The sequence below is a fragment of the Acidaminococcus timonensis genome (genome assembly GCF_900106585.1).
Lineage (GTDB): Bacteria > Bacillota > Negativicutes > Acidaminococcales > Acidaminococcaceae > Acidaminococcus > Acidaminococcus timonensis.
This window is the reverse complement of sequence record NZ_FNWH01000006.1, coordinates 1,456,455-1,482,755: the sequence shown is the minus strand read 5'-3', so window position 1 is coordinate 1,482,755 and position 26,301 is coordinate 1,456,455. Positions and strand designations below refer to the sequence as shown.

At 57.8% G+C, this 26,301-nt stretch carries 20 protein-coding genes; all 20 read left to right on the top strand.

Features of this window, described 5'->3' with window-relative positions; all coding sequences use genetic code 11:
• The first annotated feature begins 325 nt into the window (after positions 1 to 325).
• Entirely contained in the window at positions 326 to 1,108 is a 783-nt protein-coding gene (locus tag BQ5462_RS10860) for an MlaE family ABC transporter permease (protein ID WP_071143395.1), read from the top strand.
• 1 nt (position 1,109) lies between these two features.
• The gene (locus tag BQ5462_RS10855; RefSeq protein WP_071143299.1) at positions 1,110 to 1,877 is read left to right on the top strand and encodes an ABC transporter ATP-binding protein; all 768 of its coding nucleotides are present in this window, start codon (positions 1,110 to 1,112) and stop codon (positions 1,875 to 1,877) included.
• Positions 1,867 to 3,120 (top strand): MlaD family protein, encoded by a 1,254-nt coding sequence (locus BQ5462_RS10850; protein ID WP_071143298.1) that lies wholly within the window; start codon positions 1,867 to 1,869, stop codon positions 3,118 to 3,120. The genes BQ5462_RS10855 and BQ5462_RS10850 overlap by 11 nt, the downstream gene beginning before the upstream one ends.
• A 96-nt stretch (positions 3,121 to 3,216) precedes the next feature.
• Positions 3,217 to 4,560 carry a TolC family protein gene (locus tag BQ5462_RS10845; protein ID WP_205407960.1) on the top strand — a complete coding sequence of 448 codons (1,344 nt, stop codon included), beginning with the start codon at positions 3,217 to 3,219 and terminating at the stop codon, positions 4,558 to 4,560.
• Positions 4,561 to 4,849: 289 nt separating this feature from the next.
• Positions 4,850 to 9,178 (top strand): translocation/assembly module TamB domain-containing protein, encoded by a 4,329-nt coding sequence (locus tag BQ5462_RS10840; RefSeq protein WP_071143297.1) that lies wholly within the window; start codon positions 4,850 to 4,852, stop codon positions 9,176 to 9,178.
• Between the two features lie 161 nt (positions 9,179 to 9,339).
• Positions 9,340 to 11,538 (top strand): BamA/OMP85 family outer membrane protein, encoded by a 2,199-nt coding sequence (locus BQ5462_RS10835; RefSeq protein ID WP_071143296.1) that lies wholly within the window; start codon positions 9,340 to 9,342, stop codon positions 11,536 to 11,538.
• Positions 11,539 to 11,574: 36 nt separating this feature from the next.
• A complete protein-coding gene (locus BQ5462_RS10830; RefSeq protein ID WP_083378139.1) occupies positions 11,575 to 12,054 on the top strand; it encodes an OmpH/Skp family outer membrane protein in 480 nt (159 codons plus the stop codon).
• A gap of 30 nt (positions 12,055 to 12,084) precedes the next feature.
• Complete coding sequence (locus tag BQ5462_RS10825) at positions 12,085 to 13,020, top strand: outer membrane chaperone Skp (RefSeq protein ID WP_071143295.1); 936 nt, start codon at positions 12,085 to 12,087, stop codon at positions 13,018 to 13,020.
• Between the two features lie 14 nt (positions 13,021 to 13,034).
• Positions 13,035 to 13,439: an OmpH/Skp family outer membrane protein gene (locus BQ5462_RS10820; protein ID WP_071143294.1), complete on the top strand. Its 405-nt coding sequence runs from the start codon at positions 13,035 to 13,037 to the stop codon at positions 13,437 to 13,439.
• A 72-nt stretch (positions 13,440 to 13,511) separates the two neighbouring features.
• Positions 13,512 to 14,546, top strand: a complete 1,035-nt coding sequence (gene lpxD / locus BQ5462_RS10815) for a UDP-3-O-(3-hydroxymyristoyl)glucosamine N-acyltransferase (RefSeq protein WP_071143392.1) — start codon at positions 13,512 to 13,514, stop codon at positions 14,544 to 14,546.
• Between the two features lie 4 nt (positions 14,547 to 14,550).
• On the top strand, positions 14,551 to 15,159 hold the full coding sequence (locus BQ5462_RS10810; RefSeq protein WP_071143293.1) for a YjbH domain-containing protein: 609 nt from the start codon (positions 14,551 to 14,553) through the stop codon (positions 15,157 to 15,159).
• A 12-nt stretch (positions 15,160 to 15,171) separates the two neighbouring features.
• Entirely contained in the window at positions 15,172 to 16,071 is a 900-nt protein-coding gene (locus tag BQ5462_RS10805; RefSeq protein ID WP_071143292.1) for a lysophospholipid acyltransferase family protein, read from the top strand.
• 9 nt (positions 16,072 to 16,080) lie between these two features.
• Positions 16,081 to 17,418 (top strand): UDP-3-O-acyl-N-acetylglucosamine deacetylase, encoded by a 1,338-nt coding sequence (gene lpxC / locus BQ5462_RS11485; protein ID WP_071143291.1) that lies wholly within the window; start codon positions 16,081 to 16,083, stop codon positions 17,416 to 17,418.
• A 15-nt stretch (positions 17,419 to 17,433) separates the two neighbouring features.
• A complete protein-coding gene (gene lpxA, locus BQ5462_RS10795; protein WP_071143290.1) occupies positions 17,434 to 18,243 on the top strand; it encodes an acyl-ACP--UDP-N-acetylglucosamine O-acyltransferase in 810 nt (269 codons plus the stop codon).
• Positions 18,244 to 18,249: 6 nt separating this feature from the next.
• Positions 18,250 to 19,074, top strand: a complete 825-nt coding sequence (locus tag BQ5462_RS10790; protein ID WP_071143289.1) for an LpxI family protein — start codon at positions 18,250 to 18,252, stop codon at positions 19,072 to 19,074.
• A 158-nt stretch (positions 19,075 to 19,232) separates the two neighbouring features.
• Positions 19,233 to 20,369, top strand: coding sequence for a lipid-A-disaccharide synthase (gene lpxB / locus BQ5462_RS10785; RefSeq protein WP_235819627.1), 1,137 nt, complete (start codon positions 19,233 to 19,235; stop codon positions 20,367 to 20,369).
• Positions 20,366 to 22,132: a lipid A export permease/ATP-binding protein MsbA gene (gene msbA, locus BQ5462_RS10780; RefSeq protein WP_071143287.1), complete on the top strand. Its 1,767-nt coding sequence runs from the start codon at positions 20,366 to 20,368 to the stop codon at positions 22,130 to 22,132. Before lpxB ends, msbA begins: the two co-directional genes overlap by 4 nt.
• A gap of 60 nt (positions 22,133 to 22,192) precedes the next feature.
• Entirely contained in the window at positions 22,193 to 24,724 is a 2,532-nt protein-coding gene (gene lpxK / locus BQ5462_RS10775) for a tetraacyldisaccharide 4'-kinase (RefSeq protein WP_071143286.1), read from the top strand.
• Positions 24,721 to 25,470, top strand: coding sequence for a 3-deoxy-manno-octulosonate cytidylyltransferase (kdsB, locus tag BQ5462_RS10770; RefSeq protein ID WP_071143285.1), 750 nt, complete (start codon positions 24,721 to 24,723; stop codon positions 25,468 to 25,470). The genes lpxK and kdsB overlap by 4 nt, the downstream gene beginning before the upstream one ends.
• A gap of 3 nt (positions 25,471 to 25,473) precedes the next feature.
• Positions 25,474 to 26,298 carry a 3-deoxy-8-phosphooctulonate synthase gene (gene kdsA / locus BQ5462_RS10765; protein WP_071143284.1) on the top strand — a complete coding sequence of 275 codons (825 nt, stop codon included), beginning with the start codon at positions 25,474 to 25,476 and terminating at the stop codon, positions 26,296 to 26,298.
• Positions 26,299 to 26,301 lie beyond the last annotated feature (3 nt).

Here is a 26,301-nt window from a genome sequence, read left to right as displayed (position 1 = left end):
TTACGGGTAGCAAGTAATCCTGTGCGTGGCTGACAGGCCAATTTTTTAACGTACTTGTACGTTGCCAGTAGTATTAGGGCTATGCCCGAAAAGGAAAAACCACCCGCTATGCGGGTGGATGATTATTCCATGGTCGGCCAGTGGTACCCTGCCCGGCGTGCAAAAAATTCTTTTCCAACCACTGCTCACTATCCACCAGCCACTGAAAAAGGGACTGTGATTTTTTTACATCCCCTTTTTTCATATTCTACAGGAAATTTTCACAGTAATAGGGTATAATAGTCTGTAATGATTTTTCAGAAGTAAGGAAAGGATGGGCAATGCTATGGGACTCCGAGACCTGTGCCGCTGGGTGGGTCACTACCTGGTGGATCTGTGCGCCCGGGTGGGCCGCATCATGAACCTGTTCCTGGAAGCCTGCCGGGTTTCCAGGGGAGCGGACCACCGGGAAGTCCTGCGCCAGATGGCCAGGCTGGGGGCAGATTCGCTGCCCATTGTCAGCATGACCATCCTGTGCACCGGTATGGTCATGAGCGTCCAGACGGCCAAGGAATTCGTCCGCTTCGGAGCGGCTGATTCCGTAGGCGGCATCGTGGCCATCGCCATGGGCCGGGAACTGGCACCCATTCTGACTGGCGTGGTGGTGGCCGGCCGGATTGGGGCCGCCATTGCCGCCGAACTGGGGACCATGAAGGTCACCGAGCAGATCGATGCTCTGCGGGTCATGGCCACCAGCCCTGTACAATATCTGGTGGCACCCCGCCTGCTGGCCATCGTCCTGATGATGCCGGTGCTGGTGGTGTATGCCAACCTGGTGGGGGATGTAGGCGGATGGTTTGTGGCGGATCATTATGCCGGCATCAATTCCCATATGTTCCTGGAGAGCATCCGGGGCTTCATCGAGCCCTGGGATATCATCGGCGGGCTGATCAAAGGCGCCGTGTTCGGAGCCATCATTGCCACCATCGGCTGCTTCCGGGGGCTGAATGCCACCCAGGGTGCAGAAGGCGTGGGCCGGGCCACCACCAAATCCGTGGTGCTGTCCATCATCCTGATTTTCATCGCCAATTATTTCCTGTCCATCATCTTGTACGTCCATGGAGGCTGAAATGGAAGAACCTGTGATTGAATTCCGCAGTGTGGAAATGGCGTTCGGACCCAAGGTGGTACTGGACCATGTAAGCTTCCAGGTGGCAAAGGGGGAAACCCTGGCGGTGATCGGTCCCAGCGGTACCGGCAAGAGTACGGTACTGAAACTGCTCATCGGCCTGCTGAAGCCTCAGGGAGGGTCCATCCTCATCCAGGGCCATGCGGTGGAGAAATATACAGAAGAACAGTGGAACCGGCTGCGCCAGCATATGGGCATGGTGTTCCAGTATTCCGCCCTGTTCGATTTCCTGGACGTGGGGGAGAATGTGGCCTTCGGGCTGCGGCAGCACACCCATATGGCGGAAGCCCAGATCCAGGAACGGGTGGCCGGGCTGCTGGAGGCCGTGGGGCTTTCCGGCAACGAGCACGTGTACCCGGCCCAGCTGTCCGGCGGCATGCAGAAGCGGGTGGGCCTGGCCCGGGCTCTGGCCCTGGAACCGGATATCATCCTGTATGATGAACCTACCGCGGGTCTGGATCCCATCATGGCTACCAACATCAGCCAGCTGATCCTGGATACCAAGAAAAAACTGGGCATTACAGGGGTGCTGGTCACCCATGACATGGCGTCGGCCTTCCTGTGTGCCGACAGGATCTTGATGCTCAGCAAGGGACGGATCGTCTTTTCCGGCACCGTGGAGGAAGCAAGACATACCCGGGAACCCCTGGTACGGGCGTTCCTGCGCAGCGATATTTTGGAAGACAAGGAGCAAGAGCATGAAAACTGATGAAGTCAAAGTCGGTGCCGTCACCCTGGGCGGCTTTGTGATCCTGGCCCTGATGCTGACCTTCCTGGGGGTCTTCAGTTTCGCCGGCCGCACCTATAAGCTCAATGTGATGTTCAACGACGTGGACGGACTGAAGACAGGCAACGAGGTCCGGTTCGCCGGGGTTCCGGTGGGCAAGGTGGATGACATCCTGGTGGACGGTTCCAAGGTGAAAGTGGTCATGAAGATGGACGAGAAGCAGAAGATTCCCCGCAACTCCCAGTTCAGTATCGGATCCGACGGGGTCATGGGCAGCAAGTTCGTATCCATCACGCCACCCCAGATTGCCACGGGCCTGACTTTCAAGCCCGGGGAGACCATTACCGGCCAGCAGGCCGGGGGTATCGGAAAGCTCATGGATTCTTCCGGCAAGGTGCTGGACAAGCTGGATGTGGTGGTGGATGCCTTCGCCAACGTGTTCGGCGACAAGGATGTGCAGAAATCCATGCGGGAAGGGTTTGTCCAGACCGGGGAAGTGGCCAGGAACATGAACGACTTCACCAGAGCGCTGGCTTCCATGGCCCAGCAGAACCAGGGTGACATCCATACCATGGTGGGTCAGATGAAAGAAATGTCCGTCCACATGAACAACATCATGGATAAAGCCGATGCGGACGGGGCCACGGGCCGGAATGTGGCTGCCATGGCTGCCAATATGGCCGATGCCAGCAAGAAAATCCAGAACACGGCGGAAGCCCTGCAGAACGTGGTCACCGATCCCCAGACCCAGCAGGATCTGAAGGAGACCATCTCCCATGCCAAGTCCACTTCCGTGAAGGCGGATAAGATTTTGGGCGTGGTTACCGATGCCCAGCTGCAGGCTGATGTGCTCTATAATGATAAGAAAGGCAAATGGCGGACCGATGTAGGTGCCAAACTTCCCTTGAAGGAGGATTCCTATGCCTACCTGGGCGTCAGTGACATCGGCGATCGGGACAAACTGGATTTCCACTATAACAGGAAGCTGAACAAGTACATCTGGGGCCGGGCCGGTGTCATGGAAGGGCAGTTCGGCGTGGGCGCCGACTGGATCCTTTCTCCCAAACTGAAGCTGTTCACCGATTTCTACGATTTCGATGATGCCAAACTGAAAGTGGGCGCGGAATACGCCTTTACCCCCAAATTGTCCCTGATCGGCGAAAGCATGGATGTGCTGGATAATGGGGTGGATACCACGTATCTGGGCCTGCGGGCACGATTCTGAGCCACCGTTTAAAAAGTGTTTAGTTGACTTTGTTTTTTCAACTGATTATAATATAGAAAGCTGACTAAGTAGTCAGAATGTACAGGAGGGTCTAACGTGAAGCATTTCCATAGCAAAAGCATGATTTTGAGCGCTGTCATCCTGAGCGCGCTTTCTATCCATACAGTGGGAGCTGCCACCCCGGAAACCGTAAACCTGGATTTGGGCAAGGCAGTCCGTATGGCTCTGGACAATAACTCCAGCGTCAAGATCTCTGCCGCTGAACTGGATGCTGCCAAGGCAGAACTGGACCAGGCCAAAGGATCACGCTGGGGCTCCATTGATTTCAGCCATTACAGCGGCCGAAGCGAGAATTACCAGGCTTCTGTGCCTGTCTATGATGCAGCCCATACGGCCATCGGCACCCGGGGTGCCCATGTGGCCAACAACAGCCACACCAATACGGTGAACATCACCGTTCCCATCTATACCGGCGGACGGCTGGAAGGGGCCATCGATCAGGCCAAAAAGAATCTGGATTACTATCAGTATGGAATGAGCAGTTCCTACCAGACCACCCGGTACAATGCCGAAAAAGGCTACTATGATGTGCTCCAGGCAGCCAATACGGTGAACCTGGACAAGGAGACCGTGGACCGTCTGAATGAACATTTGAAGAATACCCAGGCCCAGTTCGCTGTGGGGGTCGTGGCCAAGGCGGATGTGCTCCGTTCCCAGGTGGAACTGGTCAACGCCCAGCAGACCCTGACCCAGGCGGAAAACAGCTATGAAGTGGCTGTTTCCTCCCTGAACAATGTCATCGGGCTGCCCACGGCCACCCGGTTGAACCTGAGCCAGGGACTGGAATACAAACCCAACGATTATACCCTGGACAACTGTGTGACCTATGCCATGGTGAACCGGCCGGAAATCCACCAGGCGGAAGCCTCCGTGGGAATGGCCCAGGCCGCTGAAAAAATTGCCAATGCGGGGAATCTGCCCCAGGTGAGCCTGGGAGCCTCCAACCAGTGGAGCAATGATTCCTTTCCCGGACAGAACAAGAACAACTGGGCATTGGGCGTGACCCTGACCCAGAACATCTGGGACTATGGTGTGACCGCCGCCAAGGTACGGGAAGCCAAGGCCAACATTGTGAAGGCCCAGGAAAGCTACCGGCAGATCAGCGATAATGTACGGCTGGCTGTACGGACCAGTTACCTGAGCATGCGGGAAGCTGAAAAACGGATCAAGACCACGGAAGTGGCCGTGGCCCAGGCGGAAGAAGATTACCGCATTGCCCAGCTTCGGTATCGGGCCGGGGTTGGGACCAACACGGACGTGATGGATGCGTCCGTGGCCCTGACCACTGCCAAGAACAACTACATCCAGGCTCTGTACGACTACAATACCTCCACTGCCCTGCTGGAACAGAGCATGGGTGTTCCTGTGGAAAACGAATAAGAGAATAAGAGGAAAGAGGAGCTGTGAAAAATCACAGCTCCTTTTTTAGTGGTCAGTGGTCAGTGAGTAGTGGTTGAGAAGGGAGTTTTGCATGGAGGAAAGACCGGTGATCCGGCATTCCCGGTCCTGCAGCATCAGGCGGACCCGTCTTTTCCCAGGGCGGGTCTTTTCCGTCAGTGGGAGACGATAATTTCTCTTTCATTTTCTCTCTCAACCCTGTTATACTAATATAGGTGTAGTGTATAACGATTTCCATGCCCACCAATCTCTGACTCACAGGAGGTCCCTTATGGGTGCCACGTTGAAGAAACGGCTGGGTGTTCTTGTGGGAGCCTTGGTGCTGCTGTATCTGGTCCTGTGGAAGCTGGTACTTCCGGCGGGGCTGCAGCGGGCCGTGCCCCTGGTGGAACAGACGGCTGCGGAATATCTGAATGGACAACTGCAAATGGATGCCATGGAGGTGAGCCCGGACCTGACTTTTACCGCGCGGAACGTGCGCCTGGATGACGCCTCCGGCAATCCTGTGGCCCGGATCCCGGCTCTTTCTCTGCGCCTGGACCCCCTGAAGGTGCTTCAGGGCAGCAGCTCCGTGGGGATGATCACCCGGATCACCCTGCACCAGCCGGAACTGTACCTGGCCCAGGGGGAAGACCAGCAGTGGAACGTGGCCAATCTGCTGAAACCCAGCCAGTCCACCAGCACGGACTTCAAGGCTCCCATCGTGATTGAGGAGGGCCGGGTCACCCTGACCGTACCTTACGGATCCTGGCAGGCGGGGGTGGACGGCAGGGTGGATACTTCCGGCAATCCCCTGTTCGGGGTGGATCTTACGGTGACCCGCAGCAACCAGACCCTCCATGTGGCCGGCCATCTGGACACCAGCCGTCAGGGTACGCTGACGGTGCAGACCGATTTTCTGGCCCTGGGGGAATACGCAGACCTGGCAGAGCAGTTCCTCCCCCTGTCCAACCTGGGCGGGGCCGTAGAGGACGCCACCCTTACCTGGACCAACAATGCCAAAGGCAGCCAGCTTTCCGGCCAAGCCGACCTGCGCCAGGTGGGTGCCACCTATATCTATGAGGGACAGCCCCTTGCTCTGACGGCAGATGGCCATGTTTCCTTTGACAATCTGCGTTTTTCCGCACAGGACCTGGATGTGACGGTGAACGGGCAGAAGGCCCGGATCCAGGGTAAGCTGGATTTGACGGACATCCAGGATCCCCGGATGGAAAAGCTCCAGGTGAAGCTGGAGGACTTCGATCCCTCCGCACTGCCCCTGGATCTCCCTGCAGAAGGGAAGATCAGCGGCGAGGCCATGGTCAGCGGAACCCTGGACGATCTGACGGGAACCGGTACCTTCACCATCCCGGAACTGACCGTACAGGGGTATACTGCCACCCAGGTGGAACTGCCCTTTACGGTGCGGAAACACCGGGTGGAGACGAACGGCGCCAGAGCCAGCATCGGCGGCGGGAATGTGACCGTGAAAGCTTCCTTTGACTGGCAGGAAAAGGAGGGGGAAGCAGAGCTCCATTCAGAAGGAGTGGATGTGGGGACTTTTGTGCCTCGTCTGGGCAGTATGACCCTGGACGGGACCCTGTATGCCATCGGCACCGTTCAGGACGGCCATCTGCAGGTGGAGACCGTTTCCAGCGATCTGGGACTTCGCTGGGGGGACCTGTCCCTGCAGGATATTGCAATGGATGGAGTGCTGGACGGCAGCCATGTGACCTTGAAGCGGATCGCGGCAAACACCCCGGAGGGCGGCGGCCTGGTGGGGAGCGGAAGCCTGCAGGACGGGGCTCTTTCCGCCGATGTGTATCTGACGAAGCTGCCCATTGACCCCCTTCTGGCAGCCCTGGGCCAGGAGGGGAAGGGAACCCTTTCCCTCCATCTGACCCTCAGCGGCAGTCTGGATGATCCCCAGGCCATGGGCGCCTTCTCCCTGGAGGATGGGGAAATCCTGGGTGAGCCCATCCAGGAGGCCCATGGGGTCGTGGGCTGGCAAAATCGGGTGGCCCGGTTTAGCAACGTGGAAGTGAACCTGGCCCAGGGTCGTCACATCCTGGACGGAAGTGTGGACCTGTCCGGACAGGAGCCAGTACTGGATCTGCAGCTCCTGACCACCGGGGTCAGGCTGGAACCCTTCAGCCGCTTTTTCAACTCTCCCTGGCCGGTCACCGGCAACCTGACCAATACCCTCATGGTGAAGGGCCCCCTGTCCAATCCCAGCTTCCAGGGCCATGTGCATGCGTATGATGGCTCCGTGAACAAATTCCTGGTGGACGAAGTGGACGGGGACTACAGCTACGACGGCACCGTGCTGAACCTGAAGGACTTCAAGGCACAGGCCCTGACCTGTCAGGCACAGTTCAGCGGGACTGTGACCCGCAATGGCTATCTGAACATCGGCATCGATGCCAGAGACATCAACCTGCTGCGCCTGCCCTGGCTGAAAGAGGATGTGGACCTGGCCGGCAAGGTGAACTTCAGCGGCAGCATTACCGGCATGTACAGCCAGCCCCAGTTCCAGGGTGTTCTGAGCTCTGATGCCGTGCTGATCAATGAGGTGGAATTCACCGGGCTGGCCCTGTCCTTCCAGAGCCAGGGCGGCCATGTGAACACTTTCCAGGGCACGTTCCAGCAGAAGACCGGCGGGGACTACGCCCTGAAGGCCACCTTCGACTTTGACCAGAAGCTGTTCCAGTGGACGGTGGATGTGGACCGGGGCAACGTGCGCAGCCTGCTGAAAATGGCCCACCAGGACCTGGACATCGACGGGTACCTGTCCGGACGCATTGATGCCAATCCCTACGGCCGGGGAACCGGTATGACCATCATCGGCAAGGTGGAGGACGGCAAAGTCAGTGGCGTACCGTTCTCTTCGGCGGATTTCGACCTGTACGTCCACCGGGGCCTGTGGCAGATCCGCAAGCTCCAGGCCCAGGAGGCCGGTGGGGGTCTCCTGGCGGCCCAGGGCAGTCTGGATCAGTTCAAACGGACCGTGGATCTGGAAGTTGCCACCAACGGGGCCAACGCCAAACTGCTGAATGTGGGCCTGGAGAACCCCCTGGACATTGCCGGCAAACTGAACATCACGGCGCAGCTGAAAGGCAGCCTGGACAACCCCAGCGGGAACTTCTCCCTGGAACTCCAGGACGGCAGTCTCAGCGGCATGGCCTTCGATCATGTATATGGCATGGTCACACTGCGGGACGGCATGTTCCATGTGGACCAGGCCCTGGTCCAGAAGGATGTCTACAAGATTTCTGCCTATGGGACCTTCCCCCTGGATCTGTTCCGGCCGGTGGCGAAACGGAAGAATCCCCATGCCCGCATGAACCTGGAAGTCCGGCTGGACAACGGCAACCTGGCCATCCTGCCCACCCTGACCAAATGGGTCCAGTGGGCGGATGGGCCCACCAGCGGCAAGGTGACGGTGACCGGCACCCTGGAGGACTACGACCTGGACGGTTCCATCGATCTGGATGGGGGTACGGTGAAATTCCGGGGCCTGGACAATACCCTGGACAATGTGAAATTCCATGCTTCTTTTGCCGGCAAGACCCTTACTCTGAAGGAATTTTCCGCCACCACCGGTAAAAAGGGCAGCATCACCGCTTCCGGATCCTACCTGCTCAACGACACCAGCGGCAAGCCCTACCAGGTAACCATGGACATCAAAGATGTGGAGCTGGTTTCCAGTTCGGTGAAGGGAAAGCTGAACGGCCACTTTACCCTGGAACACAGGGAGAACAAACCGTTCCTGTCCGGGGACATCAAGGTGGACAAAGGGTACCTGGGCATCTCCAGCATCCCGGAATTCGGCCAGGGCGGGTCCGACATCGGCCTTGACATCCAGGTGGACCTGGGGAACAACCTGCATCTGTACAATGCGGCCTTCATGGATCTGTGGCTGAAGGGGCAGTTCCATATCCTGGGCAGCACGGCCTATCCCCAGATCAGCGGAAGCATCCAGGTGAACCGGGGCAGCCGGTTGAAATACCTGGGCACGCCGTTCAATATCGGGTTCGGGGAAATCTACTGGCCGCAACCGGGGACCTTCATCCCCCATGTGAACATGGCCGCTTTCACCCGTCTGGGCCAGTACGCCATCCTGGCCAAGGCCAGCGGACCTCTGAGCCTGGACGACATCGTGATCAAGCTCACCAGCGATCCGCCCCAGGACGAGAACACGCTGAAACGGTTCCTGACCCTGAAGACCGATGATGCCAATCTCACAGGCGATGCCTGGAAAAGCCTGGTGGACGCCGGGTTGCAGATGACCTTCCTGGCCAATGTGGAAGACGCCATCAAGGAAGCCCTGGGACTGGATGATCTGAGAATCTACAGCGGGACCATCCAGAATATGGTGTCCTTCAGTACCACGGAAATCGACAAGGCCAACGAGGCCACCGGCCAGGACCGGCGCCAGTACAATGTACTCATGAGCCGTTCCATAGGACGCAATCTGCTGCTGGGCTATACCACCAGCTTTGACGGGGAAAAGAGCAATCTGTATGCCGGCTACCGGGTGGGCCGCAAGACCTATCTGGGTGTGTCTGTGGACCAGGACAGCAACCATTGGTACGGTGTCCAGTATCGGACCCGGTTCTGATCATCCACCCAAAAATGGGGGACTCCTGCGGGAGTCTCCCATTTTTTCACATCCCAAGACTGGAAATATTATGCTATAGAAGGTATAATAAACTGGATATGGTATTCATCAATCGTTGATTTAGGGAGAGAAAAAATAGAACCTGAACTAGGGGGTACTCTATGAAGAATCAAGTAAACTGGCGGCGTTTGTCTCTGGCAATCCTGGCTTCCATGGCTCTGGCATCTCCGGTGTATGCATCGGAAGAAGTCACCCGCAGCCAGGACATCAACCTGAGCAGCCATAAAACGACTGCAGGCGCCAGCCAGGGCGTGGGCACCATCCAGGTGAACACGGAAACGGTGAAACCGGCTGCCACCACGGCAACGGCTGAAACCGCAGAACAGGCAACGGATGAAACGCCCCGCTACCGGGAAGTCCGCCGCAACGGCGTGACCTACATCGAAAAAGTAGGCAGGAAACAGCTGGAAAAGGAAAAAAAGAAGGCGGAGGCTGACGAAGAACAGCTGGAGGCCCGGATGACCCAGCAGAAGGAAATCCAGGAAGCGGAAAGCAAGCAGCTTCCCGGCCGCAGCGTGCTCCAGCAGTCCGTCCTTTCCGATACGGATATCACATCCCAGGAAAAACAGTATGAAGCCATTTCCAGGGAGTCCGCTCCCTTCGTGGGACAGACTGTCACCAAGGTGACGCTTGTCGGCGCTTCCCATGAAGATATCGGCAAATTGGCTGACGTGCTGAAGATGCCTGCGGGCACCAAATTCACCAAGGAAGGGCTCCAGGATGACATCCGGGCCCTGTACGAAACCGGCTGGTTCTATGACATCAAACCGGTCTTCACCCAGGTGCCGGAAGGGGTCCAGATCAAGTACCAGCTGGAAGAGAACCCGGTGCTCACCGATCTGGATATCGAAGGCAATACGGTGATTTCTACCGGTGACATCAAGAAGGCACTGGATCTGCCGGTGGGCAAGGTGCTGAACTCCCGGGACGTGAACATCGGAGCCCGGAAAGTGGAAAGCCTGTACAGCCAGCAGGGTTACATCCTGGCCAAGGTGGCCGATGTACGGATGCAGCCGGATGGCCGTCTGATCGTACAGGTGGCTGAAGGGGTCATCGAAGACTTCCGGGTCAAGGGCAACACCAAGACCAAGGACCGGGTCATCATCCGGGAAATGCGGATGAAGAAGGGAGAACCCTTCAATGCCAAGAAAGCCCGCCGGGCCATGCAGAAGATTTATAATCTGGGCTTCTTCGAAGATGTGAACATCCGCCTGAACCCGGGTCAGATGCCCAATACGATTTCTGTGGAAGTTTCCGTGGTGGAAACCAGCACCGGTACCTTCGGCATCGGCGCCGGATACAGTGACGCAGACGGGTTCCTGGGTATGGTCAGCATCGGTGACAAGAACTTCATGGGTACCGGCGACAGTGTCAGCGCCCGTTGGGAATTCGGTGGAGACTCTGAAACCAAAGCCAACTTCGAAGTCTCCTATGTGAAGCCCTGGATCGATGACAAGGAAACCACCGCCGGCTTCACCTTCTACAACATGACCAACGAATACGTGGACTACAACCGGGACGGGGATGAAATCGCACGGTACTACAAGAAACGGATCGGTGAGGAACTGTTCTTCAGCCGGGTCACCGACAATGAGTTCATCACCAACAGCGTCACGTTGAAGAACCGGGATGATAAATACAAGAAACCGGTGGATGGCTACAGCACCCAGTGGTTCGAAGGGAATGTCCACGAATATCCGGACGATTATGACTGGGATAAACAGGAACGGCTGAAGAAGAACTTCGGGACCACCCGCAGCATCACCCTGGCCCGTACCCTGGATACCCGGGATAACATCTACGATCCCCGGGAAGGGAAACGGACCCAGTACTCGGTGGAAGTGGCCAACTTCGGAGGTGACTTCAACTTCGAGAAATACATGGCCGATTACCGGTACTACTATCGGATGGGCAAGGACAACGTGTGGGCCCTGGACCTGGGAGCCGGTTATGCCAACGGGGATATGCCCCTGTCCCAGCGCTTCAGCGTAGGCGGCAGCGACATCCTCCGCGGGTACCGGGATGACCAGTTCAAGGGCAACAGCATGCTGAAGGGCTCTCTGGAATTCCGGTATCCCATCATCAAGAAGGTCCAGGGCGTGTTCTTCACCGATACAGGCTATGCCTGGAGCAAGGATTACGGGGAAGATGATTTCGACCTGGGCAAGATGAAATACTCCACCGGTGTAGGTCTGCGGATCAATTCTCCGCTGGGACCCATTAAGCTGGATTATGGCTTCCGGCTGGCTGGCGGCGACCGTGGCGGCCGCTTCCACTTCAGCTTTGGCGGCCAGTTCTGATACATTACTATTGAATAAGGAAGCAGGGATTGGAAAATGATGGAATTTGCCCAAAAGAAAAACGTCAAGGTGATCTCTCTGGCCATTGCGGCCCTGATGGTCATCGGCGTTTTCGTCCTGGCAATCCAGGGCAGGAACCTGGGTGGTGGTGACGCCACCATGAATTCTGCCATCGGCAAAGTGAACTACAACCAGGTCATGGCCTCCGCACCGGGTCTGGCGGACGCACAGACCCAGCTGCAGCAGGCAGCTGAGAACAGCCGCAAGGAATTCGAGGAAAAAAGCAAAGATATGAGCGACGCGGACAAACAGAAGCTGGCCCAGGAGTACCAGAAGAAACTCCAGGACAAGCAGAAGGAAGTCCTGGAACCGGTGAAAAAAGAAGTGGATGACGCCATCGTGGCTGTGGGCAAGACCAAGGGCCTGACGGTTGTGGTCAACCAGGGCGCAGTGGTCTATGGCGGTGTGGATGTAACCACCGACGTACAGGCTCAGATGAAGAAAGCCAAGAAATAACAGGTCGCCTCAAGAAGGAGGGAATGGATCATGGGCAAATGGCTCTGTATGCTGCTGACGGGGCTGCTGCTCCTCACTGGCTGCAGCTTCACCCATGGAAGATTCCCTTTCCAGAAACAGAATCCGCCCCGGTTTGCTGTGGTGAATTGGGATGAACTGGTCAAAAGGCATCCCAGATACAAAGAGTGGGAACGCCAGAAAGAGCAGCTGGAAGCTGCCAGATGGCTCCGTGACCGGCAGCAGGAAAACGGCCGGCAGCAGCTGGAGATCCTGGGTAGGATGAAGAAAGTGAAGCAGGCAGGGGCTGGACAGTTCCAGTCGGCGGCCTGGCAGGCCAAGGTAGCCGAAAGACGGGCCATGGAGCAGGATGGCCTCCGCAAGAAACGGGAGGCCCTGGAAAGCCAGGCGGACGAAAAGTTCAAGGCTGACGCGGATGCGGTGGAGGAAAAATACCGCATCCCCCTGTTCAACCTGCGGCTGAAACTGGGCAGCATCAAAATGACCGACGCTTCCCAGAAGGCCCTCCTCCAGGAACAGCAGGAACTGCTGGACAAACGGGAGAAGGACCGGGCGGACGTCCAGGCAGCGAAGGAAGACTGGCTGCGGCAGCAGATGGCCGCCCATGTGGCTGCCTCCCAGGCCCGGCTCCAGGCGTTCTCCCGAGAGCTGGCCGGACAGACGGTCCAGGAACAGACCGGCCTTTCCCTGACGGATCCGAAGCCCCGGAACCAGGAAGGCCAGGTGGAACTGGACAAATTGATCGAAAGTATGGACAAACAGATCCAGCAGCAGGAAGACAAGGAGAAAAAGCTGCGGGAGGACATTGACAGCGATATCCTCAGCGCCATCAAGAAAGTCAACCTGAGCCGGAAATATACACTGATCTTCCGCAATCCGCGGGCCAACATCAGTGCGGACGACATCACCGATGAGGTGAATACCGTCGTCCAGCAAATTGTAGACTAAGAGGGATGGGAAATATGAAAAAAGCAATGATTCTCTGCATGATCACGGCAGCCATGCTGTCCTTTGGCTGCGGCCGCAACGCACAGTTCGGTGTGGTGGATATGAACAAGGTACAGACCGAGAGCCAGGTGTTCAAGGATGCCACCAAGGACCTGCAGGAAAAAGGCAAGGCCATGGAAAACGAACTGAACCAGGAAACCGCCGGCAAGAGCCAGGAGGAAGCCCAGAAGATCCTCCAGGAAAAGAGCTCCAAGATGCAGAGCCTGCAGGCTGAAGCCCAGGCCAAGGTGAAGGGCAGCTTCGATACCGCCGCCGCTTCTGTTGCCAAGGAAAAGAACCTGAGCGCCATCCTTGTGAAGGAAGCCGTTCCTCAGGGCGGTGTGGATGTCACTGACGACATCATCAAAGCAATGAAATAGGAAAGAGCAAGGGCGAACAGGTAAGTTCGCCCTTTTTCCCGTACCATCAGGAAAATGGAAAGGATGCTGGATATGGAAAAAACATTACAGGAACTGGCCGATTTGTTACAGGGGAAGATCCTCCAGGGGGATCCGGCCATGGTGATCAAAGGGGTCAATGGGCTGGAAGAAGCCCAGCCGGACCAGATTTCGTTTGCGGTGCCTCCGTACCTGGAAATTGCCGGACAGTCCCATGCAGGGGCCATCATGATCCCGGAAGGGGGGAGCCTGAAGGGGAACCAGGCAGTGCTCTCTGTGGAAAATCCCCGGGCTGCCTTTGCCCGTCTGCTGCAGCTGTTCCGCCCGCCTGAAAAGGTCAACCGGGGCATCAGCCAATATGCGTTCATCCATCCTTCTGCCAAGGTGGGCAAGGGCGTGGCCATCCTGCCCTTTGCCTACGTGGCAGAAGATGCGGAAATCGGCGACAACACGGTGATCTATCCCCATGTATACGTGGGGCGGCATGTGAAGATCGGCAGCGACTGCACCCTGTATTCCAACGTGACGGTGCGGGAAAACTGCGTGGTGGGTGACCGGGTGATCCTCCAGGCCGGCTGCGTCATCGGTGGTGATGGATTCGGCTACATCACGGCGAACGGAAAGCACACTAAGGTGCTCCAGACCGGCAATGTGGTCCTGGGCGACGATGTGGAAATCGGCTGCAATACCTGCATCGACCGGGCCACGGTGGACAGCACCGTGGTGGGGAAGGGAACCAAGATCGACAACCTGGTCCATGTGGGTCATAACGACATCATCGGTGAGAACTGCATCCTGGTGGCCCATGTGGGCATCAGCGGCAGTGTCACCATCGGCGACAACTGCACTTTCGGCGGCCAGGCTGCTACCGCCGGTCACCTGAAGATCGGCAGGGGCTGCACCTTCGCCGGCCGGACCGGTATCATCAGCGATGTACCCGACGGTGTGGTATGGGCCGGCTTCCCGGCACAGCCCCATGTGGACTGGCTGCGCCAGGTGGCCAATGAACGGAAACTGGGCGGTCTGCTGAAACGGCTGCGCCAGCTGGAAAAGACCGTGGAAAAACTGGAAAGCGAGAAGAAGGAGTAAACCCATGAAAAAACAACTGACCGCAGTGCTGCTGTGTGCCCTGAGCTGCCTGCCCCTGGCGGCAGAAGCCAAGGTGACTCCCAGCGGTACCAGCGGCGTCATCAACGCCCCTTCCGGTTATGTGCGGCTCCCGGGCCATGTGTCCGGCGGCCTGGACTGGACCAAGGAAGGGCGGAATGTACGGGGGAACATCGCCCTGCCTCTGGGCATCGAGATTGCCGGCAGCCATGTGGATACCAAACATGACGGCTCCTATGGTACCGTCAGTGCCAAACTCCAGGTGCTGCGGGAAACGCCGGTGACGCCGGCCATCGCTGTCGGCGTGGAAGATATTGCCGATAACCGGGATCGCCGTGGCTATGTGGCCGTGAGCAAGGCCCTGTTCGCCGGCTGGAAGCTCCATGCAGGCGTGGGTACCGGGGATCAGTACAAGCACGGATTCTATGCCGTGGAAAAAGAAACGAAGCTCCTGGGCCTTTCCATGAATCTGATGGGTGAATATGACGGCAGCCACTTCAACTATGGCGCCGCAGTGCCCGTGGGCAAATTCATCCAGACAGAAGTGGGTGTCCGGGACAAACACCTCTACGGAGGCATGAATCTCACATTCTAAGGAGGGACGAGGATGGCTGCGTACAAACTGATGCAGTTCATCAGCTGGCTGGTGTGCCATCAGCCCGATTGCCTGAACCGGGCACTGGCCTGGGTGCTGGGACATCTGGGCTGGCATGTGGTTCCCGCCTGGCGCCGCTATATGGCGAAGGAGAACATCAAGGACTGCCTGGGGGTGGATGATGCCAGGGCGGAAGCCATCGCCGAGGAAAGTGTCCACCGGTTCGGCCGCATGCTCATCGAGGTCCTGAAATATCCGCTGATCAACAGGGACAATTTCCGGCAGCTGGTCCATTTTGAGGGACTGGAGAACCTGGAAAAAGCCTATGCCGAGGACAGGGGCGTGATCATGTGCACGGCCCACTATGGGAACTGGGAGATGCTGGGCGCCTCCATGGCGCTGCTGGGCTATCCCATTTTGTCCATTACCCGCAAGCAGAACAACGGGGCCATGGACAAGTTCATCAACGATTACCGGCAGATGGTGGGACAGCATGTGACCTACAACCACGGAGAAAACAGCATGCTGGCCATCGGCCGCTATCTGAAAAAGAAACATCTGGTGGGGATCCTCTACGACCAGGATTCCGCCCATACGGGAGAACACCTGCTGTTCTTCGGCAAACCTTCCCGGGTGCCCCAGGGAGCAGCCCACCTTTCCCGGATGTTCGGTTCGCCCATTGTGCCCCTTTTTATGCACAACAATCCGGACGGGACCCTGACTGCCCGGATCTATCCGGCCCTCCATACGGCGAAAACTCCTAACCGTTCCGAGGATGTCCGTGTTATAATGGAAGAACTGGTAGCCATCGCCGAGCGGGAAATCCGGTTGGATCCGGCCATGTGGTTCTGGGTCCACGACCGTTGGAAAGATGGCCGCAAACGGTACGAAATGTACAAGAAAGGCGTGTGATCGACACCCATGGAAAAACAACATACCCTGAAGCAGGCAGTTTCCTGCGACGGCATCGGCCTCCATTCCGGAAAAATGGTGGAGATGACCCTGCGCCCGGCACCGGTGGATACAGGGATTGTATTCATCCGTACGGATCTGGAAGGAAGGCCCCAGGTCCATGCTGTGGCTTCCAACATCACCAGGACCACCCGGGCCACCACCCTGAGCGAAAACGGAGCCCAGGTGACCACCATCGAACATCTGATGGCTGCCTTTGCCATCCTGAAGATCGACAACTGCTATGTGGAGATGTCTTCTGCTGAACCTCCTGTGGGAGATGGTTCGGCCCAGGCTTTCATCGACCAGATCCTGAAAGCCGGCATCGAAGAGCAGGATGCGGAACGCCATGTGTACCATGTGGACCGGGCCTTCTCCCATTATGATGGAGACCGCTCCATCGTGGTCCTGCCCTATGAAGGTTTCCGCGTGACCTTTACCTCCATCAATCCCCATCCCCTGCTGGGGACCCAGGTGCTGGATGTGGAGGACAGGGGCGATACCCTGCTGAAGGAAATCGCACCGGCCCGCACCGTGGCCTTTGAAGACGAAATTGCTCAGCTGCAGAAAATGGGCCTGGGCCTGGGAGGCAACCTGGACAATGTGGTGGTGTTCAGCAAGGACGGCGTGCTGTCCAAAATGCGGTTCCCGGATGAACTGATCCGGCACAAGATCCTGGATGTGATCGGGGACATGTACCTGCTGGGCCCCATCCACGCACACATCATCTGCATGAAGAGCGGCCATGCGTTCAACGACAATGTGTCCCGGCAGATCGACGAATACCGTCGCATCCGTGAATCCGAATACCGTTGCAAACCGGATCATCGGGTAAAACAGAATACAAGTGAAGTAAGGAGTAAGGCTATGATTACATTAGACATCCAAGAAATCCAAAAGATCCTGCCCCATCGGTATCCCATGCTGCTGGTGGACCGGATCATTGAATTGGAACCCATGAAACGGGCTGTGGGCATCAAGAACATCACCATGAATGAACCCCAGTTCATCGGCCATTTTCCGGGCAACCCCATCATGCCGGGTGTGCTGCTGATCGAAGCCATGGCCCAGGTGGGCGGTGTCACCCTGCTGTATCCGGAAGAGAACCGGGGCAAGATCGCGGTGTTCGGCAAGATCGACAAGGTCCGGTTCCGCCGGCCCATCAAACCGGGGGACCAGCTGGTGACCACGGCCATCATTACGAAGATCAAAGGCAATATGGGCGTTGCCCACTGTGAAGGTACGGTGGACGGCGAGGCTGCCTGCGAAGGGGATTTCTTCTTTGCACTGGCAGAAAATAAACAATAAAGGTGGAGTGAAACAATGACAGCAGATTCTACTATGATCCATGAGACAGCCATCATAGCACCGGGTGCGGAAATCGGCCCCAACGTGAAAATTGGCCCGTACTCTATCATCGGTGAACATGTCAAGATCGGTGAAGGCACCATCATCCACCCCCATGTGGTGATTACCGGCCGGACCACCATCGGCAGGAACTGTGAGTTCTTCCAGGGTGCCAGCATCGGTGAAGTCCCTCAGGACCTGAAATACAAGGGCGAAGATACCGCCACCATCATCGGTGACCATGTGACCATCCGGGAATGTGCCACGGTCCATCGTGCGGTGGGCGAAGGCAACGAGACCCGCATCGGCAACAACGTGCTGATGATGGCCTACACCCACGTGGCCCACAACTGCATCGTGGGGAACAACGTGATCATGAGCAACGTGGCAACCCTGGCCGGGCACGTGATTGTGGAAGACCGGGCCGTCATCGGCGGTCTGACCGCTGTGCACCAGTTCACCAAGATCGGGCGCAACTGCATGTGCGGCGGCATGAGCCGGATTTCCCAGGATGTACCCCCCTTCGTGATCGTGGCCGGTAACCCGGCCTATGTGGCAGGACTGAACAGCGTGGGCATTTCCCGGGCAGGCATCCCCATGGAAGTGCGCCGGGAACTGAAGAAAGCCTACAAGATCCTGTACAAGAGAGGCCTGTCCCTGACGGATGCCATCAAGACCATGGAACAGGAACTGGACAGCTACGAAGAAGTGGAACATTTCATGCGCTTCCTGCGTACGGTGGAAAGAGGCATTTGCCGGGCATCCGCCCATGGCATCCGGGAGTAAGAGCCTATGGGGAAGACCTTAGGAGTACTGGCCGGGGTAGGACATCTGCCCGTTGACGTGGTCCGGGGTGCCCGGAAAGAAGGCTACCGGACAGTGGCCATCGGCCTGGTGCCGGGTACCCATGAAGAACTGCCCGGAGAGGCTGACGCTTTCTATGCCATCAACATCGGCAAGGTGGGCAGGATCTTCAAGACCCTGCAGAAGGAAGGGGTGGACGAGGTCACCATGATCGGCAAGGTGACCAAGGAAATCCTGTATTCCGGGGGTGTACTGGTGCCCGACTGGCAGGCCATCAAGATCCTCATGAGCCTGCCTGATCGCCATGACGATACCATCATGAACGCCCTGGTGGCCAAACTGGAGAGTCTGGGCATCCACGTGATGGACCAGACCCTGTTCCTGAAGGATCTCATGCCTCAGGAAGGGGTGCTGAGCAAGCGGAAACCCACCCGGGAAGAGTGGGAGGATATGCAGTATGGCTTCGCCATGGCCAAGAAGATCGGCGGCCTGGACATCGGCCAGACCGTGGTGGTGAAGAACAAGGCCATCATGGCCGTGGAAGCCATCGAAGGGACCGACGCCTGCATCCTGCGGGGCGGAAAACTGGGCAAGAAGGCCATTGTGGCCAAGACTGCCAAACCCGCCCAGGACAACCGGTTCGATATGCCGGGGGTGGGGGTGCGCACCATCGAATCCATGATTGAAAGCGGCTGTGCCGGTATTGTCATGGAAGCGGGCCGGACCCTGCTGGTGGAACGGGAAAAGGCCCTGAAACTGGCCGACGACCACGACATCACTGTAGTGGCCATGAAGGATCCGGAAAGCAAATAGATCGGGCATCCTTCGATCAGAGACACAGGACGGCGCAAGTCGGCCGTCAGCAAGAAAAAGGAGCTATCCCGTGAATTTGAAAATTCACGGGATAGCTCCTTTTTGATGTGTTATAATATATACTGTATCATTATGTTCAAATGAGAGGAGACAACAGGGTGACCAAAGTTTTCATTTCTGCAGGGGAAGCCTCCGGCGATCTGCATGCCGCTGCGCTGACCCGTGCCATCCTGCAGCAGGACCCTTCCGCCCAGGTGTTCGGCATGGGCGGAGAGGCCCTGGCCGCAGCCGGTGGCGAAGTGGTTTTCAACTATAAAGAATACAGTGTCATGGGCTTCGTGGAAGTGCTGAAAGCCCTGCCCAGGCTGCTGGGCCTGAAGAAGGCCTTCCGCCGGCTGATGGAGGAGCGGAAGCCCGATGTGTTCGTCACCGTGGATTACCCCGATTTCAATATGCGGGTGGCGAAGGAAGCCAAAGCCCTGGGCATCCCGGTGTTTTCCTATATTCCGCCTTCCGCATGGGCCTGGCGCCGGGGCCGGGCAAAGATGGTGGCCGGCCTGTGTACGAAAGTGGCCTGCATCTATCCCTTTGCCGCCAGGGTCTATGAAGAGGCCGGCGCCCCGGTGGAATTCGTGGGGAATCCCCTGGTGGACATCGTCCAGCCGGAAATGAGTCCCCAGGAGGCCGAAGCGTTCCTCGGCAAACGGCCCGGCCATCCGGTGGTACTCCTGCTGCCCGGCAGCCGGGTGAAAGAAATCACCGGGGTGCTGCCGGTCATGCTCCAGGCCCTGCCACTCATCAAAAAGCAGCGACCGGAGGTGGATTTCGTCCTCCAGAAGGCTCCTTCCATCGACAGGGACCTGCTGGATTCCCTCCTGGCCCGGTCCCCTGAATCGGTGAAGGTGGTGGAGGGACACAACTATGATGTGATGACTGCCTCTGATGCGGCCCTGGCCACCAGTGGCACCGTGACCCTGGAAGCCGCTCTCTGCGGGCTGCCCAGCGTGATCTGCTACCGTGCCAGTGCCCTGAGCATTTTCCTTGCCAGACATCTGGTCTATGTGAAATACATCGGCCTTCCCAATATCCTGGCCGGAAAAGAGATCCTTCCGGAACTGATCCAGGAAAATATGACCCCTGAACGCATGGCGTCTGCGGTCCTGGCCTTCCTGGAACCGGAAGGGGCCCGATCCGTACGCCGTGAGCTGCAGCAGGCGGTAGCCAAACTGGGGAAACCCGGGGCGGTGGACCGTACAGCAGCCCTGATCCTCGAAACAGCAAAGGAGAAAGAATGAACCTGTATCTGCGCATCCTGAAATTCATCAAACCCTACCTGCCCCGTCTGGCACTGGCCGGGATCTGCACGGTGCTCACTTCGGCCGCCAACCTGTATGTGCCCTGGATCGTCCGGGACGTGATCGACAAGGTGTTCATCAACAACGACAGCGACTTGCTGAACCTGATTGCCTTGGGCATCGTGGTGATCTTCTTCGCCCGCGGCATTACCTACTATGGCCAGAACTACCTGATGAACTACGTGGGTGAAAGCGTGGTCATCGACATCCGGGGCCTGGTGTTCAAGAAGATGATGGAACTGGATACCCGGTTCTACGATACCAACAAGCTGGGGACCATCATGAGCTACGTGACCAACGACGTGCAGGCCATGCAGGCTGCCATGGTGGACAACTCCGTGGAAATCATCACGGAAACCTCTGTGCTCATCGGGTCCATCTGCGCCATGGTGTACCTGGACTGGAAGCTGACCCTGTTTGCGTTCTGCACCTTCCCGGTGGTGCTGTTCTTCATGGATTTCTTCGGCAAGAAGATCCGCAAGACCGGCCACCGGATCCAGCAGGCCACCGCCGACATCACCTCCGTACTGCAGGAAACCCTGTCCGCCAGCCGGGTGGTGAAGTCCTTTGTGCGGGAACCCTATGAAATTGCCCGGTTCGAACGGACCAACCGCCAGAACTTCGATGCCAACATGAAGAGCGTACGGCTCATGGGGACCCTTTCCCCGGTGATTGAATTCATCGCGGCCCTGGGCGTCACGGCCATCATCTGGTTCGGTGGCCGGGGGGTGCTGGCCGGTGACATCACTGCCGGGTCCCTGATCGCCTTCCTGGTATACGCTGTGAACATCTCCAACCCCATCAAGCGGATCGCCCGGGTGCTGGGGAACATCCAGAAGGCACTGGCTGCTGCGGACCGTGTGTTCAGCATCCTGGACCTGGATGAAGAGATCCCTGAAAAGCCCGATGCCATTGCCCTGCCTCCGGTCAGGGGGAAGGTGGAATTCCGGGATGTGTCCTTCGCCTACAATCCAGAGGAACCCATCTTGAAACACCTGAACTTCAAGGCAGAACCCGGCCAGGCCATCGCCCTGGTGGGACCCAGCGGTGCCGGCAAATCCACCATCGCCAACCTGCTGCCCCGTTTCTATGACGTGACCGAGGGGGCCATCCTCATCGATGACCATGACATCCGGGACGTGACCGTGGCTTCCCTGCGTGAGCAGGTGGGCATCGTTCCCCAGGAAACCAACCTGTTCAACGATACGGTGTACAACAACATCCTGTACGGGCGCCTGGATGCCACGAAGGAGGAAGTGGTGGCAGCGGCCAAGGCGGCCAATGCCCACGAATTCATCATGCAGCTGCCCCAGGGATATGATACCCAGCTGGGCGACCGGGGGATCAACGTGTCCGGCGGCCAGCGGCAGCGCATTGCCATTGCCCGGGCCATCCTGAAGGATCCCCGGATCCTGATCCTGGACGAAGCCACTTCTGCCCTGGATACAGAAAGTGAACGGCTGGTGCAGGAAGCCCTGGATCGGCTCATGGTGGGCCGTACATCCTTTGTCATTGCCCACCGGCTGTCCACCATCCAGAACGCCAGCAAGATCCTGGTACTGGACCACGGCGAGATCGTGGAATCCGGTACCCACGAGGAACTGATGGCCCTCCATGGCCTGTATGCCCATCTGCACGATATCCAGTATCGGGAAAAGGCAGAACAGGAACTGGCCAGAGAAGAGGAAAACGTAGGACACTGAATGGAAATCCAGCCTTTTTTCTTCCCCAGTCGTCCAGCCCAATGAAAACGAGGTCAAAGCATGTATTATCTATATAATTTCCTGGCCACAGTCTTATTCATCTTCGTGATCCTGCCCTACTTCACCGTGCGGTATTTCCGGGAAAAAGGATTCCCTCGCCGCTTCCGGCAGAGCATGGGATTCATCCGGGATGATGAGATCGCTGCCGTCGCCCATAAAAACTGCATCTGGATCCACGGTGCCTCCGTGGGGGAAATCGTGGCCACCAGCCCCCTGGTCAAGGAAATCCGCAAGGCCATGCCCGATGCCAAGATCCTGGTGTCCGCCGTGACCACCGGCGGCTACAACATGGCCCACCAGATCATCCCGGAAGCCGATGCCATCATCTACTTCCCCCTGGATCTGCCTTTTGTGTCCGAATCCTTCGTGAAGCGGATCATGCCCCGGATCTTCATGCCTGTGGAAACGGAATTGTGGCCCAACTTCCTGCGGGCCATCAAGCTGCGCCGCATCCCCGTCATGATGGTGAACGGCCGCATCTCCGACAAATCCGTGAAGAGCTATCGCTACCTGTTCGGCATCCTGTCCGACATGATGGGCAGCGTAACCCGGTTCTGCATGCAGTCCTCCATCGATGCAGAATACATCGCCCACCTGGGAGCGGAAAAACGCCGGATCTTCGTGACCGGCAATACGAAATTCGATCAGACCTATGCGGAAGTGACACCTGCGGATTTGCAGCAGTACAAAGAAGAACTGGGCCTGGGGGATGATTATCCGGTGATTGTGGCCGGCAGTACCCATCCCACCGAAGAAGAGACCCTGTTCCAGAGCTTCCAGGAAATCCTGAAAGAATTTCCCCAGGCCCGCCTGATCATTGCGCCCCGGAAACCGGGACGGGTCCATGAAATCAGCAAACTGGCCGAGAAATACGGCCTGAGCCTGGGCCTGCGCTCCGCCCTGAAAGCCATGAGCAATCCCCGGCCCCGGTACCAGGTGCTTATCATCGACACCATCGGCGAACTGGGCCGGATCTACGCCGTGGGCGATGCCGTGTTCGTAGGCGGCAGCCTGATCAAACACGGGGGCCACAACGTGCTGGAACCGGCGGCTCATGCCAAACCCATCATCGTGGGGCCCAGCATGTCCAACTTTAAAGATTCCTTTGCCCTCCTGAGCAAAGTGGGCGCCTGCGTCCAGATCAAAGACGGCAAAGAGCTCACGGAAGAATTCCTGAAGATTTTCAAGGATGACGCTCTGCGCAGGAAGATGGGGGCTGCCTCCCTCCAGGTCATCAAGGAGAACCGGGGCGCTGCGGTGCGGACTATCCAGTACCTGCAGGAGCTGCTGAAGCTCACCGCCACCGAAAGCATGGTGAACACCCATTACAAAATCAACACCCGGAACATCAACGACGAAGTGAGCCCCCGGATGCGGCCCGGCGATGCCGTGACCCAGTACCTGATCCAGCTGTCCCACGGCGAGGACAACGGGATCCTGGACTGGTGCGTCCTGGCGTTCCTCCGTGTCCTGTCCGTGCTCTATGAAGCAGGTGTACGGCTGAAGCTGTTCTGCTACGATGCCGGCATCCTGCCCCGCACGAAACTGGACTGCTGTGTGATCAGCATCGGCAACATCACCGTAGGCGGTACCGGCAAGACCCCTACCGCCCAGAAAGTGGCCCTGATGATCCAGAAGCTGGGTTACCGGGTGGTCATCCTGAACCGGGGCTATCGGTCCCACTGGGAAGAAAAGATCGGGGTGGTGTCCGACGGCAAGAAGATTTATATGACCGCCTATGAAGCCGGCGACGAGGCCTTCCTCATGGCCAAGCAGCTGCCCGGCATCCCGGTGGTCATCGGCAAGGAACGGGCCATCACCGGCCAGTTCGCCGTGGATAAATTCAAGGCGGAAGTCATCATCCTGGACGATGGGTACCAGCACTGGCAGCTGTACCGTGACCTGGATGTGGTGCTGGTGGATACCCTGAATATGTTCGGCAACGGCTGCATCCTGCCCCGGGGAACCCTGCGGGAACCCCTGAGCAACCTGAGCCGGGCCGGTCTGTTCCTGCTGACCAAATGCGACCAGAGTTCACCCATTTCCCGGGCCACCCTGTGCGATACCCTGCACAGATATGCACCGGCGGCACCGATTGTGGAAAGCATCCACAAACCCTGCGATTTCATTGAGATCGCCGACTGGTATAAAAATGATATGTCCAGGGCCCTGCCCCTGGAAGCCCTGCGGGGGAAACATGTGATGGTGTTCTCCGCCATCGGCAATCCGTCCTCCTTCGAGCAGACCATGAACGCCGAAGGGCTGAACATCGTGGAAGCCATCCGGTATCCGGATCACCACGACTACGGCATGGTGGAGATGCAGTACATCATGGACCGGGCCATCAGCAAGGGTGTGAAGGCCCTGGTCACCACCGGGAAAGATGCTGTGAAGATCCCTACGGAGTTCATTTATCTCCATCGGGATGTGCCTCTATATATCCTTGATATGGAAATTCAGATTACAAGCGGCGAAGAAGCTTTTGTAGATACCATTACTGCCGCGATTAAAAAGGAGAAACCTGCGAAATGAAAGTACTATGTGTGATTCCGGCCCGTTATGGTTCCACCCGTCTGCCGGGTAAACCCCTGGCACTGATCCAGGGCAAACCGGTGATCCAGCGTGTGTATGAGCGTGCTTCTCTGGCCCGCATTCCCGACCAGGTCCTGGTGGCCACCGACGATCAGCGCATCGCCGATGTGGTGACCGCCTTCGGCGGCAGGGCCGTCATGACCTCTGCGGATCATCCCAGCGGTACGGACCGGCTGGCTGAAGTGGCCCTGAACTATGAGGATGTGGACGTGATCGTCAACGTCCAGGGAGATGAACCCATGATCCCGCCCCAGGTCATCGACGACCTGGCCCACGCCTTTGAGGAGAATCCCGACCTGGAAATGGCCACCATGAAAACAGAAATGCAGCCGGAAGACTACCAGAACCCCAATGCCGTAAAAGTGGTCACCGACCAGAACGGCTATGCCCTGTATTTTTCCCGCAGCCTGATCCCCTATCCCCGCAATGAGGAACCGGATGTGAAGGTGTGGAAGCATATCGGCATCTATGCGTATAAGCGGGACTTCCTGCTGAAATTCGCCGCACTGCTGCCCACCCCCCTGGAAAAGGTGGAAGGGCTGGAACAGCTGCGGGCCCTGGAAAACGGGGTCAAGATCAAGGTGCTGGCCACCGATTTCCAGGGTGTGGGCATCGATACCCGGGAAGATCTGGAACGGGCCAACGAAATCTTTGGCAAGCTGATTGCAGAAGGAAAGGAGCAGTAACCCATGCAAATCGTCAAGATCGGACCTTATGAGGCAGGACAGGGCCACCCGCTTCTCATCATGGCCGGCCCCTGTGTGCTGGAAGGCTACGAACGGAGCCTGGCCATTGGCAAACGGGCCAAGGCCATCTGTGAAAAACTGGGCCTGCCGTACGTGTTCAAGGCTTCTTTCGACAAGGCCAATCGCTCTTCCCTGGAATCCTTCCGGGGACCGGGCCTGGAAGAAGGGCTGAAGATCCTGGCCCAGATCAAAAAAGACCTGCAGGTGCCCATCATCAGCGACGTGCACGAAACCTGGCAGGTGGAAAAAGCCGCCGAAGTGCTGGATATCATCCAGATTCCGGCCTTCCTGTGCCGGCAGACGGACCTGTTGGTGGAAGCCGCCCACAGCGGCCGGGTGGTCAATGTGAAAAAGGGGCAGTTCCTGGCACCCTGGGATATGAAGAATGTGGTCCACAAGATCACCGGCTCCGGCTGCCACCAGCTCATGCTCACCGAACGGGGCGTCAGCTTCGGGTACAACACCCTGGTGACGGATATGCGCAGCCTGCCCATCATGCGGGAAATGGGATTCCCGGTGATCATGGATGTGACCCACAGTGTGCAGATCCCTGGCGGTCAGGGATCCAAAAGCGGCGGCCAGAGCCAGTTTGCTCCCCATATGGCACGGGCAGCCGCAGCGGTTGGGGTGGACGGGCTGTTCCTGGAGGTCCACGACAACCCGGCCGAAGCATTGTCCGACGGTCCCAACATGATCGCCCTGGACAAGCTGGAACAGGTACTGGCCGATGCCAAAGCCATTGACGCCATCGGCCGCAGGGAGGCATGAGCC

Excerpts from the sequence above, each read along its gene's own strand:
- BQ5462_RS10860 (WP_071143395.1), top strand. The coding sequence starts at position 326 with ATGGGACTCCGAGACCTGTGCCGCTGGGTGGGTCACTACCTGGTGGAT.
- BQ5462_RS10855 (WP_071143299.1), top strand. The coding sequence starts at position 1,110 with ATGGAAGAACCTGTGATTGAATTCCGCAGTGTGGAAATGGCGTTCGGA.
- BQ5462_RS10850 (WP_071143298.1), top strand. The coding sequence starts at position 1,867 with ATGAAAACTGATGAAGTCAAAGTCGGTGCCGTCACCCTGGGCGGCTTT.
- BQ5462_RS10840 (WP_071143297.1), top strand. The coding sequence starts at position 4,850 with ATGGGTGCCACGTTGAAGAAACGGCTGGGTGTTCTTGTGGGAGCCTTG.
- BQ5462_RS10835 (WP_071143296.1), top strand. The coding sequence starts at position 9,340 with ATGAAGAATCAAGTAAACTGGCGGCGTTTGTCTCTGGCAATCCTGGCT.
- BQ5462_RS10830 (WP_083378139.1), top strand. The coding sequence starts at position 11,575 with ATGATGGAATTTGCCCAAAAGAAAAACGTCAAGGTGATCTCTCTGGCC.
- BQ5462_RS10825 (WP_071143295.1), top strand. The coding sequence starts at position 12,085 with ATGGGCAAATGGCTCTGTATGCTGCTGACGGGGCTGCTGCTCCTCACT.
- BQ5462_RS10820 (WP_071143294.1), top strand. The coding sequence starts at position 13,035 with ATGAAAAAAGCAATGATTCTCTGCATGATCACGGCAGCCATGCTGTCC.
- lpxD (WP_071143392.1), top strand. The coding sequence starts at position 13,512 with ATGGAAAAAACATTACAGGAACTGGCCGATTTGTTACAGGGGAAGATC.
- BQ5462_RS10810 (WP_071143293.1), top strand. The coding sequence starts at position 14,551 with ATGAAAAAACAACTGACCGCAGTGCTGCTGTGTGCCCTGAGCTGCCTG.
- BQ5462_RS10805 (WP_071143292.1), top strand. The coding sequence starts at position 15,172 with ATGGCTGCGTACAAACTGATGCAGTTCATCAGCTGGCTGGTGTGCCAT.
- lpxC (WP_071143291.1), top strand. The coding sequence starts at position 16,081 with ATGGAAAAACAACATACCCTGAAGCAGGCAGTTTCCTGCGACGGCATC.
- lpxA (WP_071143290.1), top strand. The coding sequence starts at position 17,434 with ATGACAGCAGATTCTACTATGATCCATGAGACAGCCATCATAGCACCG.
- BQ5462_RS10790 (WP_071143289.1), top strand. The coding sequence starts at position 18,250 with ATGGGGAAGACCTTAGGAGTACTGGCCGGGGTAGGACATCTGCCCGTT.
- msbA (WP_071143287.1), top strand. The coding sequence starts at position 20,366 with ATGAACCTGTATCTGCGCATCCTGAAATTCATCAAACCCTACCTGCCC.
- lpxK (WP_071143286.1), top strand. The coding sequence starts at position 22,193 with ATGTATTATCTATATAATTTCCTGGCCACAGTCTTATTCATCTTCGTG.
- kdsB (WP_071143285.1), top strand. The coding sequence starts at position 24,721 with ATGAAAGTACTATGTGTGATTCCGGCCCGTTATGGTTCCACCCGTCTG.
- kdsA (WP_071143284.1), top strand. The coding sequence starts at position 25,474 with ATGCAAATCGTCAAGATCGGACCTTATGAGGCAGGACAGGGCCACCCG.